Here is a 24,654-nt window from a genome sequence, read left to right as displayed (position 1 = left end):
CACTCTAACCGTATTTTTTTTCTTTTTAGCCTTGGCTGAGAAAATTTGGGTTAAAATAAGATGAAATTCTGAGGGGAATGAGGAACAGCATGAAAAAATGGCTGAAGATATTTATCGCAATTTTAACAAGCGCCGTCGTCCTGCTCGCTGGAGGATTTTTTGTCTGGTCCCAATTTACTTATAAGCCGTCGAAAGATCTGACCAGGCTTGTTCCGGAGGACTCGTACACTGAAACAGACGGGATCTTATATTTTGACCCTTCCGGCACTAAAACAGAGGCAGGAGTCATTCTGTATCCCGGCGCGAAAGTAGAACCTGAAGCTTATGCATTCATCGGACAGGAGCTTGCAAAGACGGGGATTACGGTGGCTATTCCGGAAATGCCATTTCATTTTGCCATTCTCGGAACCGGAAATGCAGAGAAAGCTCAATCATCCAGGCCTAAAATAAAAAAGTGGTATATTGGGGGCCATTCTCTAGGAGGCGTGGCGGCAGCAAATTACGCAGCAAAGCATGAGAAGTCAGTGGAGGGCGTGTTTTTTCTTGCATCTTATCCAGCTGAATCAGCGAAATTAAAGCAGACGAATGTGGACGTTTTATCGATATCCGCTGCCAATGATGGACTTACGTCACTTGATGACATTGAAAACTCAAAGAAAAATGTTCCTGATGATGCCCTGTTTTATGAAATAAAAGGCGGAAATCATGCGCAGTTTGGACTTTACGGAAAGCAAAAGGGGGATCATTCAGCAGAGATTCCAGCAGAAGAGCAGCAAAAGCAGATTATTCAATACATCGAAAATTGGATAAAAAGAGGGAGCGGCAAGTAATACCGCTCCCTCTTGCTATGTGCAGGGAAACATAAGCCCCGCGTCATTCATTATTGAACAGTTTCTGTTTTTTTCTTAGGAGAATAGGCAAAAAGCAGTGCGATTGCTCCGACTATTGCTGCAATTAAAAACGGAATTTTCACTCCTGCAGCCTGCCCTACTAATCCTGATACAACAGGTGCGAATGCAGCTCCCAGCCAGCGCAGAAAATTATATCCTCCTGAAATAATGCTTCGTTCAAAAGGAGCCTCCATTACATGGCTTGTGAATAGAGCATTGTTCAACCCGGATACGAGACCGGAAAGAATAATGATCATAATCATAAGAGGGGTCGAGCTGACGAAAAAGAGCAATAATAGCAGTACCGTGAAAATAGCCAGCGTTACTGGGAGAATCTCTTTTGCCGTCCATCTCTTTTCAAGGGTGTGACTAAGCCCGGCGGAACCGTATGCAAGACATAAACCCCATCCGAAGAAAACGAATCCAATCTGGATCGTATCCAGTTTTACAACAAGAGGGGAATAAGCCAGCACCACAAAGAAACCATAATAATAAAGCATTCCAGCAAGCGCCGTTTTAATAAATGGCTTGTAGGCGAAGAGCTGCTTTAGTTCTTTAAGCCCGGCGGGTTTCCGCTTTTGTTTGTTAACAGGTTCATATACAAACAGCATGACCAGCAGGAAGGCAGCAAAAATAAGAAGACCTGTCGCCATAAACGGGAATCTCCATGAATGACCGCCAAGTACTCCTCCTAATAAAGGACCGCCAGCCATTCCGAGACCGATTGCTGCTTCATACAGCCCGACTGCTTTATGAGAGTCAATGGATAGGGCAATGAGCAGTGTCATGGCTGTTGCGAAAAACATGGAGTTCCCAAGCCCCCATCCAGCCCGGAAAATGGAAAGCTCCGCAATGGTATTGGAGACGCCGCAAATAAAAGCAAAAACCGTCACGATGGCCAATCCGACGGCCATCATTCGTTTATCTCCAAAGCGGCTTGCTAAAATACCTGCAGGGATCATCATGATCGCCATTGTTAAAATATATGCTGTAAACAGTAACTCGACTTGCCAATGAGTAGCTCCAATTTGGTCTGCAATTACAGGAAGAATCGGGTCTACGACTCCAATTCCCATAAAGGCAAGAAAAGTTGCGAGAACGGTTATATTCCGTGCAAATGCTTGTTTTTTCATTCCAATCACCTTACTCTTTCAAAAGTTGTGCTGCTTTGTCCTGAAGCTGTGAAATCTCATTTCTGAAATCCTGCATCCGTTCCATTTTTTTATCAATCATGAAGATTTGTTCGGATAGCCCGGCTGCAATATGCTCGAGTTCCTCTCTTCGTTTTGAAGTATCACTTGAATTGCGGTAATCCTCGCGATGGTGCTGAATTTTTTCACGGAGCTTTACAAAGTCCTGAAGCTCCTGAAGGGAAAAACCAAGGATATCTTTTGCGAGCACGACTTTTTTTAACCGTTCAATGTCATCCTCACTATACAGACGGGTACCGCCATCTGTTCTTTCAGGCTCTTTAATCAAACCCAGCTCTTCATAATAACGAATGGTCCTTTTGGTCAGGCCTGTTTCTCTTGCTGCATCATCAATCTTAAACTTATTCATCCGCACCATTCCTTTCGTACTAAACTAACCTTAACGTTAACGTTAGATTTTGTCAAGAACTCTGTGTTTACTGTATAAATATGACCGATTTTTCTCATATTAAGAGGGATTCATTATTATAGGAGGTGAGCATATGGGTATTTTTGGTAAAGACAACAAATCAGAAAAGCAATCGCACCAAAGCCAAAACGATGGCCAGGCTCTTCAATCTGCTCTTTCAGATGCAGAACAGGCGCTGCAAGGCGATCCTTTGAAAGAAGCAGTTGAGAAAAAGAAAAATAACCACCGTTAATAAATGGCATAAAAAGAGAACGGGCTTTTACAGACCCGTTCTTCTTATTTTTCAGGCAGCTTTTTATTGAGGAAAAACGTTCCGAATGGAATGACGGAGGCGACAAGTGCTAATCCCATTTTGATAATGCTCCAGCGGTGGCGAAACGCAGCATTTGCAACAGCCAGAATAAATAGGACAAAAAACAGTCCGTGAAGGGAGCCGACAATTGTTACTGCCATTGGCATGTCTGCGAAATACTTAAGCGGCATAGCGATTCCAAGAAGAACGATAAAAGAAATTCCCTCAATTGTTCCTATGAACCGCAGTCTTTTGATTGGGGTAGAAACCAGCATATTCAATCTCCTTCCTAAACGTGTGCTAGGACTATTATATACAATCCTTTCAGCACTTCATGTCCATTTTGTTATTTGTCACAATACGTACACAGAAAAAAAGAAATTGTCGTTAAAAACACAGTTGACTTATCGGAATTATTTGAATAAACTTGCATTAATAGATACAGAGACTGATCGGTCAACCGAAGGTCCTGAACGTTAACACGTTCAGGGCCTTTTTCAGTCCAAAGAGGAGGAGAAACTTTGAATAAGCTCATTATTTTTATTTTCGTAGGACTGCTTGCCCAATTTATCGATGGTGCGCTTGGAATGGCATACGGGGTCACATCAACAACCTTGCTCCTTACCTTTGGCATAGCGCCTGCTATTGCATCTGCCTCCGTGCATATTGCCGAAGTAGCAACAACTGCGGCATCTGGGGCGTCCCATATTAAGTTTGGGAATGTGGATAAAAAAACGGTATTAAAACTGATTATTCCAGGTTCAATCGGAGCGTTTGCAGGAGCCTGTTTCTTAAGCAATCTTCCAGGTGATCTTGTAAAACCCTATGTATCGACTTTCCTTCTTGCTCTCGGGATTTACGTCACCATCCGCTTCCTATTTCTTGTCCGGCAGCAGCAGAAAGTAGAAGATAAACTTGAAATATCTGCTAAAAAAGCGGTTCCGCTTGGACTAATCGCTGGATTCTTTGATGCAACCGGCGGTGGAGGCTGGGGGCCAATTGCGACGCCAGTGCTGCTTTCCCAGAAAGGCACCTCAGCTAGAAAAGTAGTCGGAACTGTAGACACAAGCGAATTTGCCATAGCTTTATCCGCATCCATTGGATTTATTATCTCTCTTGGATGGGAACAGGTGAATTGGCTGTGGGCAGGAGCCTTAATGATTGGCGGAGTCATCGCTGCTCCGCTTGCTGCCTGGCTGGTCCGTAAAGTACCTGCTCATTTACTTGGAGTTCTTGTCGGCGGTTTTATCGTGTTAACAAATGCAAGAACACTATTGCAAATGTGGGTGCCAAATCAAAGTTTTCATCCAGTCATTTACGGTATTATTCTTCTTTTATGGGCTGCAGCGATAGCATTCTCTGTTTTAAAATATCGTGAAATATCACGAAAAGAGGAAGCGGGGGAATATCAGCTGTAGAGGAATTCAAAAAATGAGTGCATTTATCTAAATTTTAAAGTGAAAATCAAGCAGCAAAAACAGGGCAGCACCACGTGGCCCTGTTTTTTTGACGATATTTAAATTATGTATGGTAATGTTTACATCTGTTGATTGAAATGAATACCTGCAACGGAAAAACAGCCGAGTTTAAAAGCGTTATTCGTATAAATCGGTTAAGCATTTTTCCGCAGAAATAGACAAATTAATTAATAATTTACAAGAAATAAATACCTATTCATCTATTATTTGCTATAATATGACTTGTTGTTCACTAAATGGAAAAAGGAGTTATACTGATATGCTAAAAGACACCCGTCCATATCCCTTGTTGCTGGTAACGGTATTACTGTTAAGCTTCATCATCCCTACCCCTCCTGCCAAAGCGGAATCTATGTCCATAATGGGATCCTCCATGCTGACCTCGAAGCAAATGGGCGATTATGTCCTGCTAAACAATCCAACTCCCAAACTAACAACTGTTACAATCTATCAGCTTGCGGAAATTTATCTTGAAACGGGCAGAAAAGAAGGCGTCCGGGGAGACATAGCGTTTGCCCAGGCTATCCATGAAACCGGTTTTTTTAATTACGGCGGCGATGTGGTTCCGCAGCAAAATAACTATGCTGGAATCGGCACAACCGGAGGCGGAGTAAAAGGTGCATATTTTAGCACACCGGAAGAAGGAGTACGCGCGCACATTCAGCATTTGAAGGCTTATGCCAGCACCGAACCGCTGTATACCGAGCTTGCAGACCCCCGTTTTAAACTGGTTAAACGCGGCATCGCCCCATTATGGTCTGACCTGAATGGAAGATGGGCAGTTCCAGGCAGAGGCTATGGGGAAAAAGTTTTGGAAATTCACTTCGATATGGCAAAAATTACGCTTGCTATCCCAAAAGTGTATTTGCCGGCAAACCACAAATTGCCGGTTGCAAAGCTAATGATTAAATCAGAGGTACCAATGCTTGCACCTGACGGGTCCCTCTTCAAAATGCTGAACAAGGATGAGAGTATCCGAGTTTACGGTGTTTTAGGAAACAGCTATGACGTTGGCGGCGGGTATTTAATTGAAGCCAATAGCAGCAAAATGAGTGCGTACATAGGCAGAATTTTAATAAAAGACTCAAAAACTGTGATATACAGCCCGGACGGATCTGTTCTCAGACCGGTCCTTAGCGGAGAAGCTCTTCGGGTTTATGATTACGATGAAGAGGCGTATCAGGTAGGCGGAGGCTATTATGTTTCCGCAGCGGACAAGCCTATTTATCACCTTGGCCGCATTCAGTTTTCAGCTGACACGGCTATGATTAGCCCGGATGGGACTGTTTACAGCACATTAAAAAAGAATACAGAGTCCCGCGTTTATGGAATTAATGGAAACCAGCTGGATCTTGGCGGCGGCTATACCGTAACCTATGATCCGCAGCAAATGAAATATGTAAATTAACCAAAAACCGGACAGCCTCTGCGGCTGTCCGGTTTTTGTTCTTCATTTAGGATGTTTGATTTTAAACAGTTCATTTAAAAGTTCCCAGTTTTCAGGGAATGGCTCCCCAAGAACCCAGTAGGCAACTCCGCGTAGTTTATAGTCCTGAATAAGTTTAAATTTAGCTCGGGCACTCTGTTCATTTTCAAACCAGACCACATGCTTTTTCCCATCGTCTCCTTTGTAGTAAAAGAAAGGAGATTGACTTTTATTGTCAAACTGAACTTCTGCTCCTTTTGCAACGGCAAGGTCAGCAGCTTCCTGAGGAGCAATTCTTTTAGCAAAGGCACTTCCTTTCTTATAAGGAAGGACCCAATCATATCCATAAAGCGGAGCACCCATGACAATCTTTTCTCTTGGTATTTCTGTAAGCGCATAATCAACTACTTTCTTTACTTGTTCAATTGGAGATACAGCCATTGGGGGTCCGCCTGACCATCCCCATTCGTAGGTCATCAAGATTACAAAATCCGCCAGCTCTCCATGGCGTTTGTAATCATGAGCACCATGCCAAGGTCCAGCCTGCTCATCGCTCGTCTTAGGAGCAAGGGCTGTAGATACAAGATAGCCTTCTTTTTGAACCCGTGGAATGATGGTTTCCAGGAATCCATTGAAAAGGGCACGATCCTTTTCACGAATATGTTCAAAATCAATATTCAATGCTTTATAGCCTTTAGCTTTCATCGTATCAAGCAGGCTCGTCATTAATTTTTCAGAGGCTTTTTTGTCTGTGAAAATTTTATGGGCAATATCCGGTGAAAAATTTCCATCCATAAAGTTTGTAAGGACGAGCATTGGAACTGTGGAAGTGTCTTTAACGGATGAGAGCGGCTTTTGATCATCCAATGGAATCAGGCTGCCGTCTTCTTTAACCCTGTAGCTGAAAAAGGCGGTATAGGAAAGAAGATTCCCCGTATTGCGGACTTCTTTTGAGGCTGCATTCGCATCTACCGGCTCAAGGAACCCAATAGTTTCGATTTTCCGTTTTTTAAATTCTGTCTCAGAAGGATTGGTATCCTTCGTTTTGTTGCTGATTTGATCAACACGCGGTTTCTCATTTACCTGATTGGCAGAGCGCATCATTTTGTTCTTCGTTTCGCTGTCATTAGCGTTTCCGGTATTGCCCATGCATCCGGAGAGAAGCATGGTGAATCCTAGAAGGAAAAGGGTCATCCTCTTCATTCGGATCCCTCCTTTTTTTTCTTAGATTGTCTAACAGATGCTAATTTATGCATGGGTGCTGAGAGGAAGGAAATAAGTGGTTTACATTCCTTTCCAGAATATTATTCGTCAAATTTCTCTGGAAAATGGTATAGTATTAAAGGAGATTTACATAGCTACGTGCACAGATTGAAGGAGGCAGCATCATGCAAATTGGATTAATTGGACTTGGAAAAATGGGCTACAACCTGGCCCTTAATATGAAAGATCATGGCTACGATGTCATAGCAAATGACGTAAGTGCAGAGGCACTTCAAGCTATACGGGGAGAAGGAATCGAGACGGCTGACAGCATCCAAATGCTTGCAGAAAAACTTCCTTCGCCGAAAATCATCTGGATGATGGTTCCTGCAGGGGAGATAACAGAACATGTCATTCAGCAGGTATCCGCTCATATGAGTGAAGGAGATATTCTGATTGATGGCGGAAACTCCAATTACAAAGAAACAATCAGACGGGGCCAGCAGCTCAAAGAAAAAGGAATTTACTTCGTGGACTGCGGAACAAGCGGCGGAACAGAAGGTGCAAGAAACGGGATTTGCACCATGATCGGAGCAGAACCTGAAGCGTTCGCGGCAGTTGAGAAGCTGTTCAAGGATCTTTCTGTTGAAAACGGATATCTTCATGCAGGCAAGCCCGGAAGCGGACACTTCCTCAAAATGGTTCACAATGGCGTGGAATACGGAATGATGCAATCCATTGCTGAGGGATTTGAAATTCTGGACAAAAGTGATTTTGATTATGATTACAAAGAGGTTTCACGAGTATGGAACAATGGATCGGTTATCCGCTCATGGCTCATGGAACTAATGGAAAATGCATTCTCTAAAGACCCGGAACTTGCAGGAATCCGCGGTGTCATGAACTCTTCAGGTGAAGGGAAATGGACAGTGGAAGCAGCGCTTGATTTCCAGGCTTCAGCGCCTGTTATTGCCATGTCATTGTTCATGAGATATCGTTCCCAGGAAAATGATACGTTCCACGGCAAGGTCGTTTCTGCCCTACGAAATGAATTCGGCGGACATGCTGTTGTGAAAAGTGAAGAGTAATTGATCAAAAATTGACCCCGCCGTATGAGTATACGGCGGGGTTTGTTTTTAAAAAATTACGGGTTTCTAAGCAGCGGAAATCTGTCTTGAGAACGGATATGAAGAGTCCTCCCTCTTCGTTTTAATGTTTAGCAATATGAGCATGGGGTAATTTAAATACTAACATCACATCACTTGTTTGAAAGGAGAATCACCCATGAATAAACGAAATGGATTAATTATTTCAGGTGTTGCTTTATCAACTGCAGGTGTTGCTGCTACCGTCTATTTAAAAGACAGATCCAGACGAGAGAAAGTGACAGACGGTGTTAAACAGGCTCAGGACAAAGTTGTTTCCATGTTCTCAAAAAGCAAAAACAAAGAAGAGGATAACTTTCCAATCGATAAAGGCGGCAATCCCGATCCTCAGGATGTCGAAGATAACAAAATGGTCTCTGAAGGAGCCCAGTACAGCGTCCAATACTATAATGATAATAAACAGCAGTAGGATGAAAAGCCCCAATCCTGATTTCCAGGATTGGGGCTTTTACTGTATGATAAATGCAGAGGTGATGAAAATGGTCAAAGGATCTCTTGTAGACGATGAAACCCGCTGCACCCATTACCATAGCCAGCTTGATATCATTGCGATCAAATTCTGGTGCTGCAAAGAGTATTATCCATGTCATATTTGCCACGCGGAACATGCAGATCATCGAGCCCAGGTTTGGCCAGCCGAAATGTTTGATGAGAAAGCCGTCTTATGCGGAAAGTGCGGAAATGAACTGACGATTCATGACTATTTGGAATGCGGTTCTGTTTGTCCGGAATGCAAAGGAAGCTTTAATCCGGGGTGCAGCGCTCATGCCGGCTTGTATTTTCAGGTTCTTTGATTATTTTTCCTGCAGTGGTATAATAATAGAATATTACCAATATTTAAGTTTGCTAGGGGAGCCGGTAGTCCGGCTGAGAGGAAAACACATGAGTTTTTGACCCTTTAACCTGATCTAGTTCGTACTAGCGTAGGGAAGCGGCACTGTTCATATATGTATGTTCAGCCCATTTCCCTACGCGAAATGGGCTTTTTTGATGGAAAAAACCTTCACTGGGGGTGCCGATGCGGCTGAGAGAAGCGATTCGCTTTAACCCTTACTACCTGATCCGGATAATGCCGGCGAAGGGAAGTGGTATGCAATTGCTTTTTTGCAGCCGCTTCTCTTACAGAGGGCGGTTTTTTGCTGCTCTTAAATTGGAGGAAACAGCAGATGGAATTTCATGTCGTTACAAATGGAAAGCTTGGATTCGAAGAAATCACCGAATTTATGAAACTTGCAGGTTCAAAGATTGATTATCTCCACATAAGGGAGAAAGAAAAAACAGCTATGGAGATTTATGAAGGTGTCCGATTCCTCATAGCGTCAGGCATTCCCGAGGAGAAATTGATTCTGAATGACAGGACGGATATTGCTGCGGCGGCAGGGGTAAGGAGGGTGCAGCTCGGATATAGGAGTCTTTCGCCTTCTGTGGTCAAATCAGCAGTTCCGGACATTCACGCCGGACAATCGGTTCATTCGCTTAAAGAAGCTTTAAGTGCCGAAGAGTCAGGTGCTGATTCCGTTCTTTTTGGACATCTTTTTGAAACGGAAAGCAAAAAAGGCGTGCAGCCGAAGGGAATTGAATCAGCAAAGAAACTGGCATGCCGGCTTTCCGTTGATGTCCTCGCAATTGGAGGAATTGAACCTATGCATATTCAAGCTTTGTCGGAAGGAAAGATTGCTGGATTCGCAGTCATGTCCGGAATTTGGGAGAGCAGAAGCCCGGTCAGAGCAGCAGAAGAGTATAGGAATGCCATTACGGCATGCAAGGAGGTGCGATTATGAAGGAAGTAGACGTATGTATTATTGGGGGCGGTGTAATTGGCTGCTCTATAGCGTACGAGCTTTCCAAAAAAGGATACAAGACAGCTATTTATGAAAAAGGAAAAGCCGGTCAGCAAAGCTCAAGTGCTGCAGCGGGTCTGCTTGGTGTACAGGCTGAATGGGATGAATATAATCCGCTGTTTGACCTGGCTAGAGAAAGCAGAGAGATGTTCCCCAAGCTTGCAGAAGAATTAAGAGCTGTCACAGGAATTGACATTGGCTATGAGGAAAAAGGAATTTATAAAGTAGCTGAAACAGACGAAGAACTTGCTCAGCTTGAAAAAACAGCCGCATGGCAGATGGGGACAGGAGAGCCTGTGCAGCTTATGACAAAGGATGAGCTGAAAGAAAAAGAGCCGCTGCTATCAAATTCCGTTCTAGGAGGAGCCTATTATCCTAAGGATGGGCACGTCATCGCACCAGCATTAGCGAAGGCGTATGAGCACGCTGCACTGCTTAATGGAGCAAAGCTATTTGAGCATACCGCTGTTGATGAAGTATTGATGGATAACGGAAAAGCTGCAGGAGTGAGAGCGAATGGTGAGATGATCATGTGCGGCAAGGTGATTATTGCAGCGGGAGCATGGAGCACTCCGTTTTTAAAGACTTTTAGTCCTTTAAGTGAAACGTATCCTGTTAAAGGAGAAATGATCAGTGTGCTGAGTAAAGAAAAACTGATCAGTAAGCCTTTATATAAAAATGGTTTTTATATCGTACCTAAAAGAGGCGGCAGGTACTTGGTGGGCGCTACCGTGAAGGAGAGGGATTTTTCTAAAGATGTTTCGCTTTCCGGGATGATGCATTTGATGGAAACTGCAAAGCGGATTCTGCCGGCAATTGCCCAGGCGGACTTTGAAAATGCATGGAGCGGGCTCCGGCCTCAAAGTGCCAAAGGAGCCCCTTACATGGAAGAACACAGTGAACGAAAAGGTCTTTACGCTTGCACCGGCCACTTTCGCAACGGAATTCTCTTGAGCCCTGCTTCAGGAAAGGCTATGGCGGAGTTAGTTGTAAAAGAATCAGCATCCATCGGGAGGTAATGCAATGAAGGTGAAAATTAATGGGAGCTGGACGGAAATTCCAGATTCAATCCATTCAGTTGCCGAACTGGCTAAGCATTTGAATATTGATGGCAAGCCAATCGTAATTGAAAAAAATGCACAAATCCTGGAGCGGGAAGATCATCAGGATGAAGCTGTTGCACACGAAGATCATTTTGAAATCGTTACATTTGTAGGAGGCGGATAACATGCTGAAAATAGGACCCCTTTCATTTCAATCAAGACTGCTGCTTGGAACGGGAAAATATCCCGATTTTGATGTTCAAAAAAAGGCGATTGAAGAATCAGAAACAGAAATATTAACATTTGCGGTTAGAAGAATGGATATATTTGAAAGCTCTCAGCCAAACCTGCTGGAAAAGCTGGATTTGAACCGTTATTCTCTTCTTCCCAACACAGCTGGCGCTAAAAACGCGGAAGAAGCGGTGCGGATTGCGAAGCTCGCGAAAGCTTCCGGCCTTTGTACGATGATTAAAGTAGAAGTCATCGGTGATTTTCAGACGCTTCTCCCGGATCCTTTTGAAACGCTTAAAGCATGCGAAATCCTTTTAGAGGAAGGATTTATCGTCCTTCCTTACATATCGGATGATGTCATATTGGCAAAACGCCTTCAAGAAATGGGCGTTCATGCAGTCATGCCGGGAGCGTCACCGATTGGATCAGGAATGGGCATTGTCAATCCGCTCAATTTAAGTCTCATTATCGAACAGGCTTCTGTTCCGGTTATTGTGGATGCTGGAATTGGGAGTCCGGCAGATGCGGCCCTTGCCATGGAAATGGGAGCGGATGGAGTCCTCCTTAATACAGCGGTGTCAGCTGCAAAAGATCCTGTTAAAATGGCCGCTGCCATGAAGCTTGCCATTCGTGCAGGCCATCTTGGCCGGGAAGCAGGCAGAATTCCGAAGAAACGGTACGCATCTGCAAGCAGTCCAAGTGAAGGAATGAGCGTCATTGAGTGACCGGTATTCAAGGCAGACACTTTTTTTACCGAATGGAGAAAAAGGACAGGCTGAAATCTCCTCAAAAACCGTTCTTTTAATCGGATGCGGTGCACTGGGAAGCGGAATAGCTGAAACTCTTGTCCGGGCAGGAATAGGCAAACTGATTCTTGTGGACCGGGATTATGTAGATGAGAGCAATCTGCAGCGGCAGCAGTTGTTTACAGAGCAGGATGTGGCAGAACAGCTCCCAAAAGCGGAAGCTGCTAAAAGAAGACTGCAGCAAATCAATCATATGACTGACATAGAAGCCTGTGTCATGCATGCCAGCCCTGCTTCCACTGCAAGAATTGTAACCGGTGTTGATTTGATCATGGATGGCACCGATAATTTTGAAACACGATGGATGATTAATGATCTGTCCCACCGTTACGGCATTCCGTGGATTTACGGGGCGTGTGTAGGAAGCTACGGTCTATCCTGCACCTTTATTCCGGGAACCGGACCTTGCTTAGCGTGTCTGATGGGCAGTATGCCAATGGGAGGCGAAACATGTGATACGGCAGGGATTATAGCTCCTGCTGTCAGTATGACCGTTTCTCATCAAACCGCTCAGGCATTAAAAATTCTATCAGGAAACATCCACGCAGTCAGAACAGAACTTTATTCATTTGACGTATGGAATAACAGTTATTCAGCATTAAAAGTGAAAAACATGAAGAAAATGAACTGTAAAACGTGCGGTTCTGATCCTGATTATCCATATTTGAAGGATGAAAACACCGCGAGGACGGCCGTTCTTTGCGGAAGGAATACCGTTCAGATCAGGCCCCCAGAAGATGTGAAAATCCGCTTTGATCATATTGCGGAGAGGCTTGCAGGAAAAGTAGAAAACCTATCCTTCAATCCATTCCTGCTTTCCTTTACAAAAGGGTCATTTCGTCTGGTTGCGTTTAAGGACGGCAGAGTACTGATTCATGGTACAAAAAAGACCGATGAAGCAAGATCATTATATAACCGCTACTTTGGTTAAAATAAGGAGCCGGCCTTTTACTGGCTCCTTATTTGCTGTTACCATCAATGTGTTTAATTCCTTAAATTAACGCTTAATGATACAGGAAAACGGGTAACAAATAAGATGTTTGTGAAATCATTCATAGAAATAGGTGAGAAAATGATCCGATTTGAAAGAGCTACAAAGGTTTATCCAGATGGGACAAAGGCAGTACATACAATGGATTTGGAAATAAAAAAGGGAGAATTCTTTGTTTTTATCGGTCCAAGCGGATGCGGGAAGACAACCACGATGAAAATGATCAACCGCTTGATCGATGCTTCAGACGGGAATGTTTTCATTCAAGGAAAAAACGTTCAGGATTATGAAATTCATGAGCTAAGATGGAATATTGGCTATGTGCTGCAGCAAATTGCCTTGTTTCCTCATATGACGATTGAAGAGAATATAGCAGTTGTCCCTGAATTGAAAAAGTGGAAATCAGATCGAATCAGAAATCGGGTCGATGAGCTTCTTGAAATGGTCGGGCTTGATCCTGACACATACAGAAGCCGGAAACCAAGCGAGCTATCGGGAGGACAGCAGCAGAGGATCGGTGTCGTCCGCGCCCTTGCGGCAGATCCTGATATTATTCTGATGGATGAACCCTTCAGCGCACTGGATCCAATCAGCAGAGAAAAGCTTCAAAACGATATAGCAGATCTTCAAAAAAGAATCAAAAAAACGATTGTTTTTGTAACCCATGATATGCAAGAGGCTTTGGCACTTGGGGACCGCGTCGCTATCATGAAAGATGGTGAGCTGATTCAGGTCGATACACCAAATGGACTTATTCAAAATCCGGCAAACGATTTTGTAAAAGAATTTATCGGTTCAAGAGCCGTACCTGAGCGCAGAGTCCGTCAGGCGAAAATCGGTGAGCTTTCATATGCATTTCAGCCGGTGCCTGCGGAGTTTCCTGATCTGCCGATTAACCACGATGCGTCTGTTCAAGAAGCAATTGAACGCTTAAAAGGAAAACCTGCTCTCGCCGTTGAAAAAAATGGGGCCATTATGGGCGTTATAACTTCAGAAGGTATGATGGAATACCTGGCTGGACAGCTCGGAATGGAGGAAGTCAGATGAACTCATTCATTACCACCTTCCAGGAGCGGCAGGACCAGCTGTGGACAGCCCTGCTCGAGCACATTCAAATATCGTTTATTGCACTCATCATTGCTGTGATTATTACGATTCCGCTCGGCATTCTATTGACGAGAAAAGCAAGGCTTGCTGAAGGAGTAATCGGAGTTACAGCTGTCTTGCAAACCATTCCTTCACTTGCTTTGCTGGGACTGCTTATTCCCCTTGTAGGGATAGGGGTTGTGCCGGCTGTTATTGCGCTCGTTATTTATGCACTTCTCCCGATTCTGCGGAATACGTATACCGGGATAAAAGAAGTCGATCCCTCTCTTGTTGAAGCAGCAAGAGCAATGGGAATGAATAACAGAAAACGCTTATTCAAAGTAGAACTTCCGCTGGCATTGCCCGTTATTATGGCCGGAATCCGAACAGCTATGGTATTGATTGTCGGAACGACCACTCTTGCTGCATTAATTGGAGCAGGAGGGCTCGGAAAGCTGATTCTTCTTGGAATAGACCGGAATGATAACATGCTGATTATCCTCGGAGCGATTCCTGCCGCCCTGCTTGCCATCTTTTTTGATGTATTGCTAAGACTGGCAGAAAAAGTTTCTACAAGAGGTTCAGCAAAAAAAGCTGGAATTGCAGCGCTGGTCATCGCTCTCATTATCGCGGTGCCGCTCGCCTGGGGATCAGGCAAAAAGGATATCGTCATTGCAGGAAAATTGGGCTCTGAGCCTGAAATCCTTATTAATATGTACAAACTGCTCATTGAGCAGGACACGGATTTAGAAGTAGAGCTGCAGCCGAGCCTCGGCAAAACCTCCTTCCTTTTTAATGCTCTTGAGTCCGGTGAAGTGGATATCTATCCTGAGTTCACCGGCACTGCACTTTCTACATTCCTGAAAGAGGAACCTAAAGGCGGGGACGAACAAGCCGTCTATGAGCAAGCAAAAAAAGGCATGAAGGATCAATACAGCATGGCCTATTTAGAGCCGATGCAATTTAACAACACCTATACGCTTGCTGTTCCAAAAGATACAGCCGAGCAGTTTGATTTAAAAACCATTTCTGATCTAAAGCAAGTTCAGCAAAACATGAGAGTAGGATTCACCCTTGAATTCTCAGACAGGCAGGATGGGTATAAGGGAATTCAAGAGCTCTATGGAATTAAATTTCCGGCATTAAAGACGATGGAGCCGAAGCTTCGCTACAGTGCAATTCAATCCGGTGAAGTGAACTTAATTGATGCGTACTCAACCGACAGCGAACTGGCGCAATACAAACTCGTTACGCTGGAAGATGATAAGGGTTTATTCCCTCCTTATCAGGGAGCCCCTCTCTTAAAGCAGGAAACGCTGGAAAAATATCCAGAGCTGGAGGAGCCGCTCAATAAGCTGGCTGGTCAAATTACAGATGATGAGATGAGAAACATGAATTATCTCGTAAACGTTAAAGGAGAAGCAGCTGAAAAAGTAGCAAAGGATTATCTAGTGAAAACGAAACTTCTGAAAAAGTAACTTTGCTTAGCCGTGCACAATCGCACGGCTTTTTTTATTTATAAGGAGTAAAGACTTATGTTCAGAATAATAAGAATAAACCATTGTACTCATGAACGGAGACTAGTAATCGTTGTATATTCACATATGTAAGCGCTTTATTTTACTAAAGGAGAGGAAGCGGTTTAATGGCGAAGAGAGTGAGAAGAATAACAGGTTTTGTTTTGATTTTTGTGCTAACGTTTGCACTGCTGATCCCGGCACAGCGATCCATGGCGGCAGACAATGGAACGATGATGCAGTATTTTGAATGGTATTTGCCAAATGATGGCCAGCATTGGAACAAAATGAAGAATGATACGGCTTATTTATCAAGTATAGGGATCACTGCCCTTTGGATTCCTCCAGCTTATAAAGGGGCCAGCCAGGCGGATGTTGGCTACGGTGCATACGACCTTTATGACCTGGGAGAATTTAATCAAAAAGGGACGGTTCGAACGAAATATGGAACAAAAGCTGAACTTGTTTCTGCCATCACCTCTCTTCACAGCAAAGGCATTAACGTATATGGCGATGTCGTAATGAATCATAAAGGCGGAGCGGATTTTACTGAAAATGTAACAGCAGTCGAGGTCAATCCGAACAACCGAAACCAGGAAACATCCGGTGACTACCAAATCCAAGCCTATACGGGCTTTAACTTTCCTGGCAGGGGCAATACCTACTCCAGCTTTAAATGGAACTGGTATCATTTCAACGGAACAGATTATGATCAATCCAGAAACCTAAACAGAATCTATAAATTCAGGGGAACCGGAAAAGCATGGGATTGGGAAGTATCAACCGAATACGGAAACTATGATTACTTATTGTATGCGGATGTCGATTACGATCATCCGGATGTTGTAAACGAAATGAAAAAGTGGGGAACCTGGTATGCCAATGAATTAAAGCTGGATGGATTCCGGATTGATGCTGCGAAGCATATTAAGCATTCTTTCCTTGGAGACTGGGTACAGTCAGTCCGCACATCCACTGGAAAAGAAATGTTTACAGTGGCAGAGTATTGGCAAAACAATCTTGGATCTCTTGAAAATTACTTAAATAAATCCGGCAATAATCACTCAGTATTTGATGTACCTCTCCACTATAACTTTCAGGCAGCCTCTTCACAAGGCGGTTACTATGATATGAGAAATCTATTAAATGGAACGGTTACTTCCAAACAGCCAACAAGATCGGTAACGTTTGTAGATAATCATGATACACAGCCAGGACAGGCTCTGGAATCAACTGTGCAAAGCTGGTTTAAACCTCTTGCTTATGCTTTCATATTGACACGGGAGTCTGGGTATCCAAACGTGTTTTACGGGGATCTTTACGGAACAAAAGGGACAAGCGGCAGAGAAATTCCTTCATTAAAAACAAAGATTGAACCTTTATTAAAAGCTAGAAAAGACTTCGCATACGGTACCCAGCGGGATTATATCGACAATCAGGATGTAATCGGCTGGACAAGAGAAGGAAATACTTCCAAATCCAATTCAGGACTGGCGACTCTTATTACGGACGGTCCGGGAGGCGCTAAGCGGATGTATGTCGGTACACAAAATGCAGGAGAAGTCTGGTATGATCTAACGGGGAATAGAACGGACAAAGTAACTATAGGTTCAGATGGCTGGGCGAACTTTAATGTAAATGGCGGATCTGTATCCGTTTATGTCCAGCAGTAATAACCGTCAAAAAAGGACTGCCATATGGCAGTCCTTTTTTGCTTGAGTCATTCAATCGGTGCTTGTGCAAACCTGTCGGAAAATTCCTTCCATTTACACAAATGCTCTGTTCGATTATCCTTAATATGACATGTACTCGAACAGGAGGGACATAGGAATGAACTCACGCTATGAATCCAGAACCTATAATAATAGAAAAAATAAACGCAGGCCGAAGTGGGTAAAGCGGCTAGGAGCTGTGGCTGTGGTCATTGCTCTTCTTGCAGGGGCAGCCTATTATTTTATTCCTAAAATGGCTTCAGACCAAATTTCAGGCTATTTAGATGCAGAAGTCGAGAAAAACGGCGGCTATGAAAGGATTAGAAATGCGGCGAATGCCAACCCTGAAGTAAAGAAATTCCTGGAGGAGGGGGCAAATGCTGACCCTGACTCCCTCCCATTTACGTCAAAGGAAGATGCTACAAGAGTGGTTATGACGAAGGTTGGACCAGGTAATCTGCAGAAAATCCAATCCATGTCAAAGGATGGTTTGGACGCAGGAGAGCAGCAGGAAGTCCTGAGAATAGCAGAAGACCACCTGTCTGCAGATGAAATACTGGCACTCAAGTATGTTGCCAATAAAGAAATCAATCAATAATTGGATGATTAAAGACCAAATTGTTGGGGAAAAAACAATCATCACTCTAGTGAATCTTTAACCAGTGAAGGAGCTTATGGACCTTGGAGAAAAGAAAGAATCCAATTATACATTTTCTAGGGGGCAGAAAAACCGCTTATGTGCTAGGTATTTTATTGCTCCTTGGGTTGAACATTTTCCTGTATACAAAAGTTTCATTTATTTTCAAACCGATTACTGCCTTTATAGGGACAGTCGCACTTCCGGTGATTTTGGCGGTTGTGGCATACTACCTGCTCAGACCGATTATGAGATTATTAATGAAAGCAGGGGTCGGCAGGACGACCTCCATTTTCTTATTGCTGATTCTGATTATAGGATTACTTGTGCTTTTAATTATGTCAGTCGTTCCATTTCTGGTAGACCAGACGAAAAGTCTATTCACCTCGTTTCCGGGATATTGGGATAAATTTATAACCGGATTTGAATCGTATGTAGAGGGACAGTCCTATCTCGCCCCTATATATGAAGATTTGAAGGACCGCAGCTCTGGAATCTTCAGCTCAGTTGGAAGCAATGCTTCAAATGTCGCTTCTGAAACACTCAGCGGGTTTACTAAAGTACTAAGTGCATTAACGAGCGTAACCATTGGATTGGTAACCGCTCCGTTTATCCTTTTTTATTTGCTGAAGGAGGGCGAAAAACTCCCTAATGCATTTATACGTATCCTTCCACCGAGAATGCGCGGGGGGACTAGAAAGGTATTTCGCGAAATTGATGAGCAGGTTAGAGCCTATATCCAAGGCCAGCTGCTAGTGAGTCTTTGTATAGGAGTCATGCTGTACATCGGCTTCCTTATTATAGGCATGGACTATGCAGTCGTTCTGGCAGCCATCGCCAGCGTGACAAGCGTTGTCCCCTACCTCGGCCCTGTGATAGCCATAACACCGGCCATTATTATTGCCATTGTCACATCGCCATTTATGCTATTGAAACTTGCGTTTGTCTGGACGGTTGTTCAGCTGCTGGAAGGAAAGCTCATCTCGCCTCAGATTATGGGGAAATCCCTTCGTGTGCATCCGATCACCATTATTTTTGTCCTGGTAACGGCTGGACACCTTTTCGGAGTCCTTGGGGTAATTCTTGGAATACCAGCATACGCGATCATAAGAACATTTGTATTCCAATTTTTCAAGCTTTACAAGCGCCGCTACAACCGTTATTATGCCACCTCCCCAATAGACGAGCGGTATGAAGAGGATAAGATTGAGTAAAGCAGAAGAGACAAGATTAGGAAAAAGAAAAAACCTGCTGAAGGACGGCTTGTCCCGCGGCAGGTTTTTTGGTTTTTAAATATGATTTACATGATCATCAAAAGAATGATAATCGCAATAACGATACGGTAGATTGCAAACGGAATCAGCTTCACACGATTAATCATTTTTAAGAAGAACCGGATTGAAATCAGTGCGAAAATGAAAGCTGTGATGAATCCTACGATAAAGAAGGGAAGTGAATCGCCCGTGATGAATTCCCAGTGCTTAAGCAGGGAGATTCCGCTTGCGCCAGCCATAACCGGCACAGCCATAATGAACGTGAAATCAGATGCAGCTCTATGACTGATTCCAAGCAATACTCCCCCGGAAATCGTTGAGCCAGAACGTGAAAACCCCGGCCATAGTCCGATACATTGAAACAGTCCCATCATGAAGGCTTGTCTGTAAGACATTTTATCAACAGTCTCTGTTTTCACCTTCGGCTGAAGCAAATCTGCTGCAATCATCAGGAGAGCACCTCCGATCAGACCAATCACAACGGTCTGAACAGAGAATAGGTTTTTATCAATATAATCAGCAAATGCAAAACCTAAAATCCCTGCCGGCAAAATCCCGATTATAACCGTTATTAGAGAAAGCTTTGATCCGCTTGGATTTTCAATTGCAGATTTTTTTGTTTTAATTCCGAGCATATCAAAAAATCTTTGTCTGAAAACGACAACCACAGCCAGTATCGATCCAAGCTGAATAACGACTTTAAATGTGTTGGCTACTTCTTCCCCAAACAACTTTTGGGATTTTAGCCACAAATCATCAACCGCAATCATATGACCTGTTGAAGAAACAGGTGCAAATTCCGTAAGTCCTTCAACAATTCCAAGTATCATGGCAACAATTAAATTCCAAATATCCATATCTTCTCTATACCTCGACTTTTTTCATACTTTACAAATTTAGCGTCCTTACAAAAATACCATATTTATTAATAGTTGTGGTAGACCATTTATTAGGAAACGAAAAAACAATGCCCTAATCCGGGAAGGATCAGGGTCATTTTTTAATAGTATGGAGAAATCATTAAATAGACAATAACACCAGTCAAACTAACATACAGCCAGAGAGGCATCGTCCAGCGCGCGATTTTTCGGTGCTTTTCGACTTTCATATTCAATCCCCGTGCAAGTGTAACAAGTGCCAGCGGAACAATAACGACTGAGAGGAGAATGTGAGAGATCAGGATAAAGTAGTAAATCGGACGGATAATCCCCTCGCCTCCAAATGGTGTATTCGGCGCCAATGCATGATACGTTACATAAGAAACCAGAAACAGTGCTGTCGTAGTGAACGCTCCGAAAATATAATTCCGATGGCGCTTAATATTCTTCTGTTTGATGATGGAATACAAAGCCGCCAGCAGGAAGATGAACGTAAAGCTATTCATTACCGCATTGAAAAACGGCATAAAGGTTAAATCGATATGACCAAGGTTATTTCCCTTCGGCATAAAGTACAAGACTGCCACTAGCGCGTTTATCGCAATGGTCAATGTAACAATAATCGGTGTATAATTACGCTCTTTAGTATTCATATAGTAGCTCCTTTAAAGTTGCTTTCACTTTGCTATTATAGATTTTTTTAAGGTCAGAGTAAAATGCAGAGAGGCAATATGAGGGATTTTTCTTAAAAAATATTACAGAACGTTGAACGGACTGGATGTGAGGAGAGACGAAACAGAGGGGGTACCAGGCATTGACGGAAACTAGTAGGAATACCAGGTGCCAGGGCAAAGCGAGGAAATCGGTGTAATGCCAGGCAAGAATGCCAGGCAAGAATGCCGGGCAAAGCGAGGAAATCGATGTGATGCCAGGCAAGAATGCCAGGCAAAGCGAGGAAATAGGATGATGCCAGGCAAGAATGCCAGGCAAAGCGAGGAAATAGGATGATGCCAGCCAAGAAAATGGGATGATGCCAGGCAAGAATGCCAGGCAAGGCAAGAAAATGGGATGATGCCAGGCAAAGTAAGGAAATCGGTGTGATTTCAGGCAAGAATGCCAGGCAAGGCAAGAAAATGGGATGATGCCAGGCAAAGTAAGGAAATCGGTGTGATGCCAGGCAAGAATGCCAGGCAAAGCAAGAAAATGGGATAATGCCAGGCAAAGCTAGCAAATCGGTGTGATGCCAGGCATGTAAAAGAAAACCGGGTAACCGAAAGTCCTGCGTTATCCTGAACAATTTTATTTCTCAACAAAAAAAGAGCTGGCGTCAAGCCAGCTCCAACCAGTTTATTCAGCTATTACAGCCACAATCTTCCCTTTAACATGCCGCTCCGATAGGCGGACAAGTGCATCGGGAATCTCTTCGAGTGAAATTGTTTCAGAGAGCAGGGAGTCGATTTTCCCATCCTTAAGCAGCTGCAGCATTTCATCTCCCATTGCTGCTAAATCTTTTTGGGATTCGAAATCTGCTTTATGGATAGCTCCGAGAGCAATTTCATGGAAGGAGATGACCTTGGTAAATGGTTTAAGACTGGATGTGTCAGGTGCTCCTGCGATGTGTGCGAGCTGGCCGCGGTAGGCGATATAATCCAGAGCTTCTGTTGAGGTTTGACGGCTAACCGTATCAAGTACGGCATCCACCCCGCGTCCGTTTGTTAGCTCGAGTACTCTTTCTTTTACATCTTCTGAACCATAATCGATTACGTGGTCGGCTCCTAGAGATTTCACGTAGTCATGGTTGGATGAGGAAGCCGTTGTGAAAACCTCAAGTCCTGCGTTTTTGGCAAGCTGAATTGCAAATCCGCCAACTCCGCCTGCTCCCCCTTGAATGAGGATTGTTTTGAATGTATGAAGCGGAAGCTTTCTGAAAAGAGCTTCATACGCAGTATATCCAGCAGTAGGAAGAGCAGCAGCATCTTTAAAAGAAATTTCATCAGGTATGCGGGATACCGTATGAGCGGTCGTTACAGCAAACTCTGCGAAACCGCCGCCTTTTGTCATATCACCGTGATAAACCACGCGGTCTCCTTTTGCCCACTCTGTTACACCCTCACCAAGTTCTTCAATGGTACCAGCAACATCTAAGCCCAATACATGCGGGTAGCTCCAGCCTGGATTTCCGTTGGCAGCTGTTTTATAGTCAACAGGATTAAGGCCGACTGCATGCACCTTGACGAGAATTTCTCCTTTTTGAGGCGACGGTGTTTTTAATTCGCCGGTTTTCATTTGTTCCCATTTGCCTTTTTCCTCTAGCAGCATTGCTTTCATTCGGCTCAACTCCTTAAAATTAGTATTGTCCATTCCATTGTATATAATAGATATAATTGACTGTTTTGTACAAGAAGGCACTTTTTTGTACGATAGTTACCGTTCGGAAACTTCGGCAGGAGGATAAGGGATGAAGAAATTAAATGATGAGTATCAATGTGCAATTAATCTGGTTATTGATTTAATTGGAGGAAAGTGGAAGGTTCTGATCCTGTGGAATCTTAACGGTGAAACGAAAAGGTTCTCAGAGCTTTTAAGATCAATGCCCTCTGTTACTCGCAAAGTGCTTGCCCAGCAGCTTAGAGAGCTTGAAGAGCATGGTTTAGTTACTCGAAAAACTTATGAAGCTGCCCCTCCAAAAGTAGAATATTCTACGACTGATATGGGAAAGAAACTGCAGCGTACCCTAAACGAAATGTGTTTGTGGGGAGATGAATATGCAGAAAAGCATCAGATTAAAATGAAAGAATGCTGGACAGGGAATGAGGCTGCAGCGGAGTGATTGACTTTGAATGGTATCGGAGCTTTATCAGTATATATAAACATCAATCCGTATCGGAAGCGGCTAGATCCCGCATTCTGACCCAGCCTGCTATGAGTCAGCATCTAGCGGCATTGGAAGCAGAAGTAGGGGAAGCTCTTTTTACCCGGACTACAAGAAAGATTACCCCAACAGAGCGGGGGAAGGAACTGTACTCAAGGCTTGCCCCTTTAATAGAAACTTTGGAAAAAACAACGCTGGAGATCAGACATTCAATCCAGTCGTCACCTACGATCATGATTGGCTCGCCAATCGATTATTTCTCTGTTAGAGGCTTAGAGAAACTCAAGAATTCCTCCCTCAGAGTGATCCATCATCAAGGAGAGTCAGAGGAGCTCTTTGACATGCTTGATCAAAACCGGGCCGATGTGATCATTACGACCCAGAGGTTCAGTAAGCCTGGAATAGAATATAAGCTTATTGAAAAAGAGGAATTTTTTGTTTCCATTCCAAATGGTATGGCCGGACCAGCAGATGAGGACAACGCCGAAGCTTGGCTGCTAAGCAAAAAATGGATAAGCTACGGGATGGAGCTGCCCATTATCAGAAGACTGTGGCGTGAGCATTTTAAAAAGAGGCCGGAACTCGATCCGCATTACGTCATCCCGGATTTGAGAGGTATTTTAACAGCAGTTGAGAAAGGAATTGGAATCAGCCTTTTGCCGCATTATCTGATTGATGATTCGGTTAAGCGAGGGACAGTAAAAACGGTACTTCAGGAATATACGGTGTTAAATGAAATTTATTTAGGCTATAAAACGAAAAATAAAACGGATCCATTTTTTCAGGAGGTCATTGATGAGCTTTTGAAAGGATAATTCACCCGGCAGAAATTAGATCTGCCGGGTTTTTTCGTACTCGCACGTTAATATGCCAGAAAAGATCATTGAAATCCAAATTGTAATCTAACTGAAATAATTTTAATGAAAGGCTTCAAAAGCTGATTGTGACGGTAAACATTCATTACAGATATATCTTTCTGATAGAGGATGATGACGGCAGAAAAAATACCCAGTTTGATAGGCCGGGAGATACGGGTAACACCCACAATAGAACGGAATTGAAAGCGGCACTCCCGCCTTTCAGTTTAGAAAGGAGGACGCAATCAATGAGCTCTAGTAATAAAGACCGTTTTAAAAAGCTTGGCTATGGAAGCCTTGCTGCCGCTGGAATGAGTGCCATGCTCATACCGGGTGTCCGGGAAAAAGTCCTTCCAAAGGCAGTAAGATGGAAAGCTAAGGAAAAAAAACATGAAGTTAAAGAAGAAATGAATGAAGAAAAAGAAGAACTAAAGGATGCAGCTAAAGACAGAATAGCACATGAAATGAAAAAACGTGTTCAGAAGAAGATGCAGTCCAAAGTAAATGAAGCTGCGGGTAAACTGGAAGCAGCAAAAGAAGAAAATGCCGAGAATGTGCATTCAAAGGCGGAAGAAATGAGAGATAAAGTTCAGGAAGCTTTATTAAATGTAAGATCCAAGCTGAAAAACTTTAAAGAAGCCGGAGAAACGTTTCAGGAAAAAATCAGACCTGATGATAAGGGCCGTTTGAAAAGCGTCAGAGATTTAAAAGGCGTGAATCAGCTAAAGAGCGCCTCGCAGGTGAAGAGTGCGGCAAATATGAAGAAACCTAGCCAGATTAAATCAGCAACGGATATTAAAACAATCAGTTCAATTTCAAATTCTTAATTAAAGA

26 protein-coding genes, 1 pseudogene and 2 riboswitches are annotated in these 24,654 nt (G+C 43.5%); of the genes and pseudogenes, 20 read left to right on the top strand and 7 right to left on the bottom strand.

Annotated elements, in window-relative coordinates; translation table 11 throughout:
* The first annotated feature begins 89 nt into the window (after window positions 1–89).
* Window positions 90–830 (top strand): alpha/beta fold hydrolase, encoded by a 741-nt coding sequence (locus WCV65_RS16810; RefSeq protein WP_338778045.1) that lies wholly within the window; start codon window positions 90–92, stop codon window positions 828–830.
* Window positions 831–985: 155 nt separating this feature from the next.
* On the opposite strand, the pseudogene WCV65_RS16805 reads toward WCV65_RS16810, so the two are convergent.
* Window positions 986–2,023 (bottom strand): annotated as a pseudogene (locus WCV65_RS16805) (MFS transporter); the annotation flags it as partial.
* 10 nt (window positions 2,024–2,033) lie between these two features.
* Window positions 2,034–2,450: a MerR family transcriptional regulator gene (locus WCV65_RS16800; RefSeq protein WP_338778043.1), complete on the bottom strand. Its 417-nt coding sequence runs from the start codon at window positions 2,448–2,450 to the stop codon at window positions 2,034–2,036.
* A 133-nt stretch (window positions 2,451–2,583) separates the two neighbouring features.
* On the opposite strand from WCV65_RS16800, the gene sspJ reads away from it, so the two are divergent.
* On the top strand, window positions 2,584–2,742 hold the full coding sequence (gene sspJ, locus WCV65_RS16795) for a small acid-soluble spore protein SspJ (RefSeq protein ID WP_338778041.1): 159 nt from the start codon (window positions 2,584–2,586) through the stop codon (window positions 2,740–2,742).
* Window positions 2,743–2,786: 44 nt separating this feature from the next.
* Here sspJ and WCV65_RS16790 read toward each other — a convergent pair whose 3' ends face one another.
* A complete protein-coding gene (locus WCV65_RS16790; RefSeq protein ID WP_197491626.1) occupies window positions 2,787–3,074 on the bottom strand; it encodes a DUF3817 domain-containing protein in 288 nt (95 codons plus the stop codon).
* 249 nt (window positions 3,075–3,323) lie between these two features.
* On the opposite strand from WCV65_RS16790, the gene WCV65_RS16785 reads away from it, so the two are divergent.
* Both WCV65_RS16785 and WCV65_RS16780 read left to right on the top strand, forming a co-directional pair.
* Entirely contained in the window at window positions 3,324–4,220 is an 897-nt protein-coding gene (locus WCV65_RS16785) for a sulfite exporter TauE/SafE family protein (protein WP_338778039.1), read from the top strand.
* A 319-nt stretch (window positions 4,221–4,539) separates the two neighbouring features.
* A complete protein-coding gene (locus WCV65_RS16780) occupies window positions 4,540–5,688 on the top strand; it encodes a glucosaminidase domain-containing protein (RefSeq protein WP_338778037.1) in 1,149 nt (382 codons plus the stop codon).
* Window positions 5,689–5,730: 42 nt separating this feature from the next.
* Here WCV65_RS16780 and WCV65_RS16775 read toward each other — a convergent pair whose 3' ends face one another.
* Window positions 5,731–6,909, bottom strand: a complete 1,179-nt coding sequence (locus WCV65_RS16775; protein WP_338778035.1) for a glycosyl hydrolase family 18 protein — start codon at window positions 6,907–6,909, stop codon at window positions 5,731–5,733.
* Window positions 6,910–7,094: 185 nt separating this feature from the next.
* Between WCV65_RS16775 and gnd the strand changes: the two genes are divergently transcribed.
* The 13 genes from gnd to WCV65_RS16710 all read left to right on the top strand — a co-directional run bounded on the left by gnd (window position 7,095) and on the right by WCV65_RS16710 (window position 19,153).
* On the top strand, window positions 7,095–7,997 hold the full coding sequence (gnd, locus tag WCV65_RS16770; protein WP_338778032.1) for a phosphogluconate dehydrogenase (NAD(+)-dependent, decarboxylating): 903 nt from the start codon (window positions 7,095–7,097) through the stop codon (window positions 7,995–7,997).
* Between the two features lie 196 nt (window positions 7,998–8,193).
* Window positions 8,194–8,484 (top strand): hypothetical protein, encoded by a 291-nt coding sequence (locus WCV65_RS16765; protein ID WP_035412302.1) that lies wholly within the window; start codon window positions 8,194–8,196, stop codon window positions 8,482–8,484.
* Window positions 8,485–8,530: 46 nt separating this feature from the next.
* On the top strand, window positions 8,531–8,869 hold the full coding sequence (locus WCV65_RS16760) for a CHY zinc finger protein (protein WP_231889970.1): 339 nt from the start codon (window positions 8,531–8,533) through the stop codon (window positions 8,867–8,869).
* A gap of 44 nt (window positions 8,870–8,913) precedes the next feature.
* Window positions 8,914–9,022: riboswitch (TPP riboswitch) on the top strand.
* Between the two features lie 51 nt (window positions 9,023–9,073).
* A riboswitch (TPP riboswitch) is annotated at window positions 9,074–9,176 on the top strand.
* A gap of 65 nt (window positions 9,177–9,241) precedes the next feature.
* Window positions 9,242–9,856, top strand: a complete 615-nt coding sequence (locus tag WCV65_RS16755) for a thiamine phosphate synthase (RefSeq protein ID WP_035412299.1) — start codon at window positions 9,242–9,244, stop codon at window positions 9,854–9,856.
* Window positions 9,850–10,935 carry a glycine oxidase ThiO gene (gene thiO, locus WCV65_RS16750; protein ID WP_338782334.1) on the top strand — a complete coding sequence of 362 codons (1,086 nt, stop codon included), beginning with the start codon at window positions 9,850–9,852 and terminating at the stop codon, window positions 10,933–10,935. The genes WCV65_RS16755 and thiO overlap by 7 nt, the downstream gene beginning before the upstream one ends.
* Window positions 10,936–10,939: 4 nt before the next feature.
* The gene (gene thiS, locus WCV65_RS16745; protein ID WP_035412296.1) at window positions 10,940–11,143 is read left to right on the top strand and encodes a sulfur carrier protein ThiS; all 204 of its coding nucleotides are present in this window, start codon (window positions 10,940–10,942) and stop codon (window positions 11,141–11,143) included.
* Window position 11,144: 1 nt separating this feature from the next.
* Window positions 11,145–11,915, top strand: a complete 771-nt coding sequence (locus WCV65_RS16740) for a thiazole synthase (RefSeq protein ID WP_338778024.1) — start codon at window positions 11,145–11,147, stop codon at window positions 11,913–11,915.
* Window positions 11,908–12,927, top strand: coding sequence for a ThiF family adenylyltransferase (locus WCV65_RS16735; protein ID WP_338778022.1), 1,020 nt, complete (start codon window positions 11,908–11,910; stop codon window positions 12,925–12,927). Before WCV65_RS16740 ends, WCV65_RS16735 begins: the two co-directional genes overlap by 8 nt.
* A 141-nt stretch (window positions 12,928–13,068) precedes the next feature.
* Entirely contained in the window at window positions 13,069–14,034 is a 966-nt protein-coding gene (locus tag WCV65_RS16730; RefSeq protein ID WP_338778020.1) for an ABC transporter ATP-binding protein, read from the top strand.
* Window positions 14,031–15,551, top strand: coding sequence for an ABC transporter permease/substrate-binding protein (locus WCV65_RS16725; RefSeq protein ID WP_338778018.1), 1,521 nt, complete (start codon window positions 14,031–14,033; stop codon window positions 15,549–15,551). The genes WCV65_RS16730 and WCV65_RS16725 overlap by 4 nt, the downstream gene beginning before the upstream one ends.
* A 167-nt stretch (window positions 15,552–15,718) precedes the next feature.
* Window positions 15,719–17,263, top strand: a complete 1,545-nt coding sequence (gene amyS, locus WCV65_RS16720; protein ID WP_338778016.1) for an alpha-amylase — start codon at window positions 15,719–15,721, stop codon at window positions 17,261–17,263.
* 157 nt (window positions 17,264–17,420) lie between these two features.
* The gene (locus WCV65_RS16715) at window positions 17,421–17,900 is read left to right on the top strand and encodes a hypothetical protein (RefSeq protein WP_051860832.1); all 480 of its coding nucleotides are present in this window, start codon (window positions 17,421–17,423) and stop codon (window positions 17,898–17,900) included.
* Window positions 17,901–17,983: 83 nt separating this feature from the next.
* Entirely contained in the window at window positions 17,984–19,153 is a 1,170-nt protein-coding gene (locus WCV65_RS16710; RefSeq protein WP_338778014.1) for an AI-2E family transporter, read from the top strand.
* An 86-nt stretch (window positions 19,154–19,239) separates the two neighbouring features.
* Here WCV65_RS16710 and WCV65_RS16705 read toward each other — a convergent pair whose 3' ends face one another.
* The 3 genes from WCV65_RS16705 to WCV65_RS16695 form a co-directional block, all read right to left on the bottom strand.
* Window positions 19,240–20,070, bottom strand: a complete 831-nt coding sequence (locus tag WCV65_RS16705; RefSeq protein ID WP_338778012.1) for an undecaprenyl-diphosphate phosphatase — start codon at window positions 20,068–20,070, stop codon at window positions 19,240–19,242.
* Between the two features lie 143 nt (window positions 20,071–20,213).
* Entirely contained in the window at window positions 20,214–20,744 is a 531-nt protein-coding gene (locus tag WCV65_RS16700; protein WP_338778010.1) for a DUF420 domain-containing protein, read from the bottom strand.
* Between the two features lie 694 nt (window positions 20,745–21,438).
* The gene (locus WCV65_RS16695) at window positions 21,439–22,419 is read right to left on the bottom strand and encodes a zinc-binding dehydrogenase (protein ID WP_338778007.1); all 981 of its coding nucleotides are present in this window, start codon (window positions 22,417–22,419) and stop codon (window positions 21,439–21,441) included.
* A 130-nt stretch (window positions 22,420–22,549) separates the two neighbouring features.
* Between WCV65_RS16695 and WCV65_RS16690 the strand changes: the two genes are divergently transcribed.
* From WCV65_RS16690 to gvpQ, 3 genes are all read left to right on the top strand, one after another.
* Window positions 22,550–22,921, top strand: coding sequence for a helix-turn-helix domain-containing protein (locus WCV65_RS16690; RefSeq protein WP_338778005.1), 372 nt, complete (start codon window positions 22,550–22,552; stop codon window positions 22,919–22,921).
* A complete protein-coding gene (locus WCV65_RS16685; RefSeq protein ID WP_035412264.1) occupies window positions 22,918–23,778 on the top strand; it encodes a LysR family transcriptional regulator in 861 nt (286 codons plus the stop codon). Before WCV65_RS16690 ends, WCV65_RS16685 begins: the two co-directional genes overlap by 4 nt.
* A 290-nt stretch (window positions 23,779–24,068) precedes the next feature.
* Window positions 24,069–24,647, top strand: coding sequence for a gas vesicle protein GvpQ (gene gvpQ, locus WCV65_RS16680; RefSeq protein ID WP_051860831.1), 579 nt, complete (start codon window positions 24,069–24,071; stop codon window positions 24,645–24,647).
* Window positions 24,648–24,654 lie beyond the last annotated feature (7 nt).

Source organism: Metabacillus sp. FJAT-52054, from assembly GCF_037201815.1.
GTDB classification, from domain to species: Bacteria; Bacillota; Bacilli; order Bacillales; family Bacillaceae; genus Metabacillus_B; species Metabacillus_B sediminis.
The sequence above is the reverse complement of the archived record's forward strand: the minus strand, read 5'-3'. Positions and strand labels throughout refer to the sequence as shown.

Bases quoted from the DNA above. Each gene is read 5' to 3' on its own strand.
- WCV65_RS16810 (WP_338778045.1), top strand. From the start codon at position 90: ATGAAAAAATGGCTGAAGATATTTATCGCAATTTTAACAAGCGCCGTC.
- WCV65_RS16800 (WP_338778043.1), bottom strand. From the start codon at position 2,450: ATGAATAAGTTTAAGATTGATGATGCAGCAAGAGAAACAGGCCTGACC.
- sspJ (WP_338778041.1), top strand. From the start codon at position 2,584: ATGGGTATTTTTGGTAAAGACAACAAATCAGAAAAGCAATCGCACCAA.
- WCV65_RS16780 (WP_338778037.1), top strand. From the start codon at position 4,540: ATGCTAAAAGACACCCGTCCATATCCCTTGTTGCTGGTAACGGTATTA.
- WCV65_RS16775 (WP_338778035.1), bottom strand. From the start codon at position 6,909: ATGAAGAGGATGACCCTTTTCCTTCTAGGATTCACCATGCTTCTCTCC.
- gnd (WP_338778032.1), top strand. From the start codon at position 7,095: ATGCAAATTGGATTAATTGGACTTGGAAAAATGGGCTACAACCTGGCC.
- WCV65_RS16765 (WP_035412302.1), top strand. From the start codon at position 8,194: ATGAATAAACGAAATGGATTAATTATTTCAGGTGTTGCTTTATCAACT.
- WCV65_RS16760 (WP_231889970.1), top strand. From the start codon at position 8,531: ATGATAAATGCAGAGGTGATGAAAATGGTCAAAGGATCTCTTGTAGAC.
- WCV65_RS16755 (WP_035412299.1), top strand. From the start codon at position 9,242: ATGGAATTTCATGTCGTTACAAATGGAAAGCTTGGATTCGAAGAAATC.
- thiS (WP_035412296.1), top strand. From the start codon at position 10,940: ATGAAGGTGAAAATTAATGGGAGCTGGACGGAAATTCCAGATTCAATC.
- WCV65_RS16740 (WP_338778024.1), top strand. From the start codon at position 11,145: ATGCTGAAAATAGGACCCCTTTCATTTCAATCAAGACTGCTGCTTGGA.
- WCV65_RS16730 (WP_338778020.1), top strand. From the start codon at position 13,069: ATGATCCGATTTGAAAGAGCTACAAAGGTTTATCCAGATGGGACAAAG.
- WCV65_RS16725 (WP_338778018.1), top strand. From the start codon at position 14,031: ATGAACTCATTCATTACCACCTTCCAGGAGCGGCAGGACCAGCTGTGG.
- amyS (WP_338778016.1), top strand. From the start codon at position 15,719: ATGGCGAAGAGAGTGAGAAGAATAACAGGTTTTGTTTTGATTTTTGTG.
- WCV65_RS16715 (WP_051860832.1), top strand. From the start codon at position 17,421: ATGAACTCACGCTATGAATCCAGAACCTATAATAATAGAAAAAATAAA.
- WCV65_RS16705 (WP_338778012.1), bottom strand. From the start codon at position 20,070: ATGGATATTTGGAATTTAATTGTTGCCATGATACTTGGAATTGTTGAA.
- WCV65_RS16700 (WP_338778010.1), bottom strand. From the start codon at position 20,744: ATGAATACTAAAGAGCGTAATTATACACCGATTATTGTTACATTGACC.
- WCV65_RS16695 (WP_338778007.1), bottom strand. From the start codon at position 22,419: ATGAAAGCAATGCTGCTAGAGGAAAAAGGCAAATGGGAACAAATGAAA.
- WCV65_RS16690 (WP_338778005.1), top strand. From the start codon at position 22,550: ATGAAGAAATTAAATGATGAGTATCAATGTGCAATTAATCTGGTTATT.
- gvpQ (WP_051860831.1), top strand. From the start codon at position 24,069: ATGAGCTCTAGTAATAAAGACCGTTTTAAAAAGCTTGGCTATGGAAGC.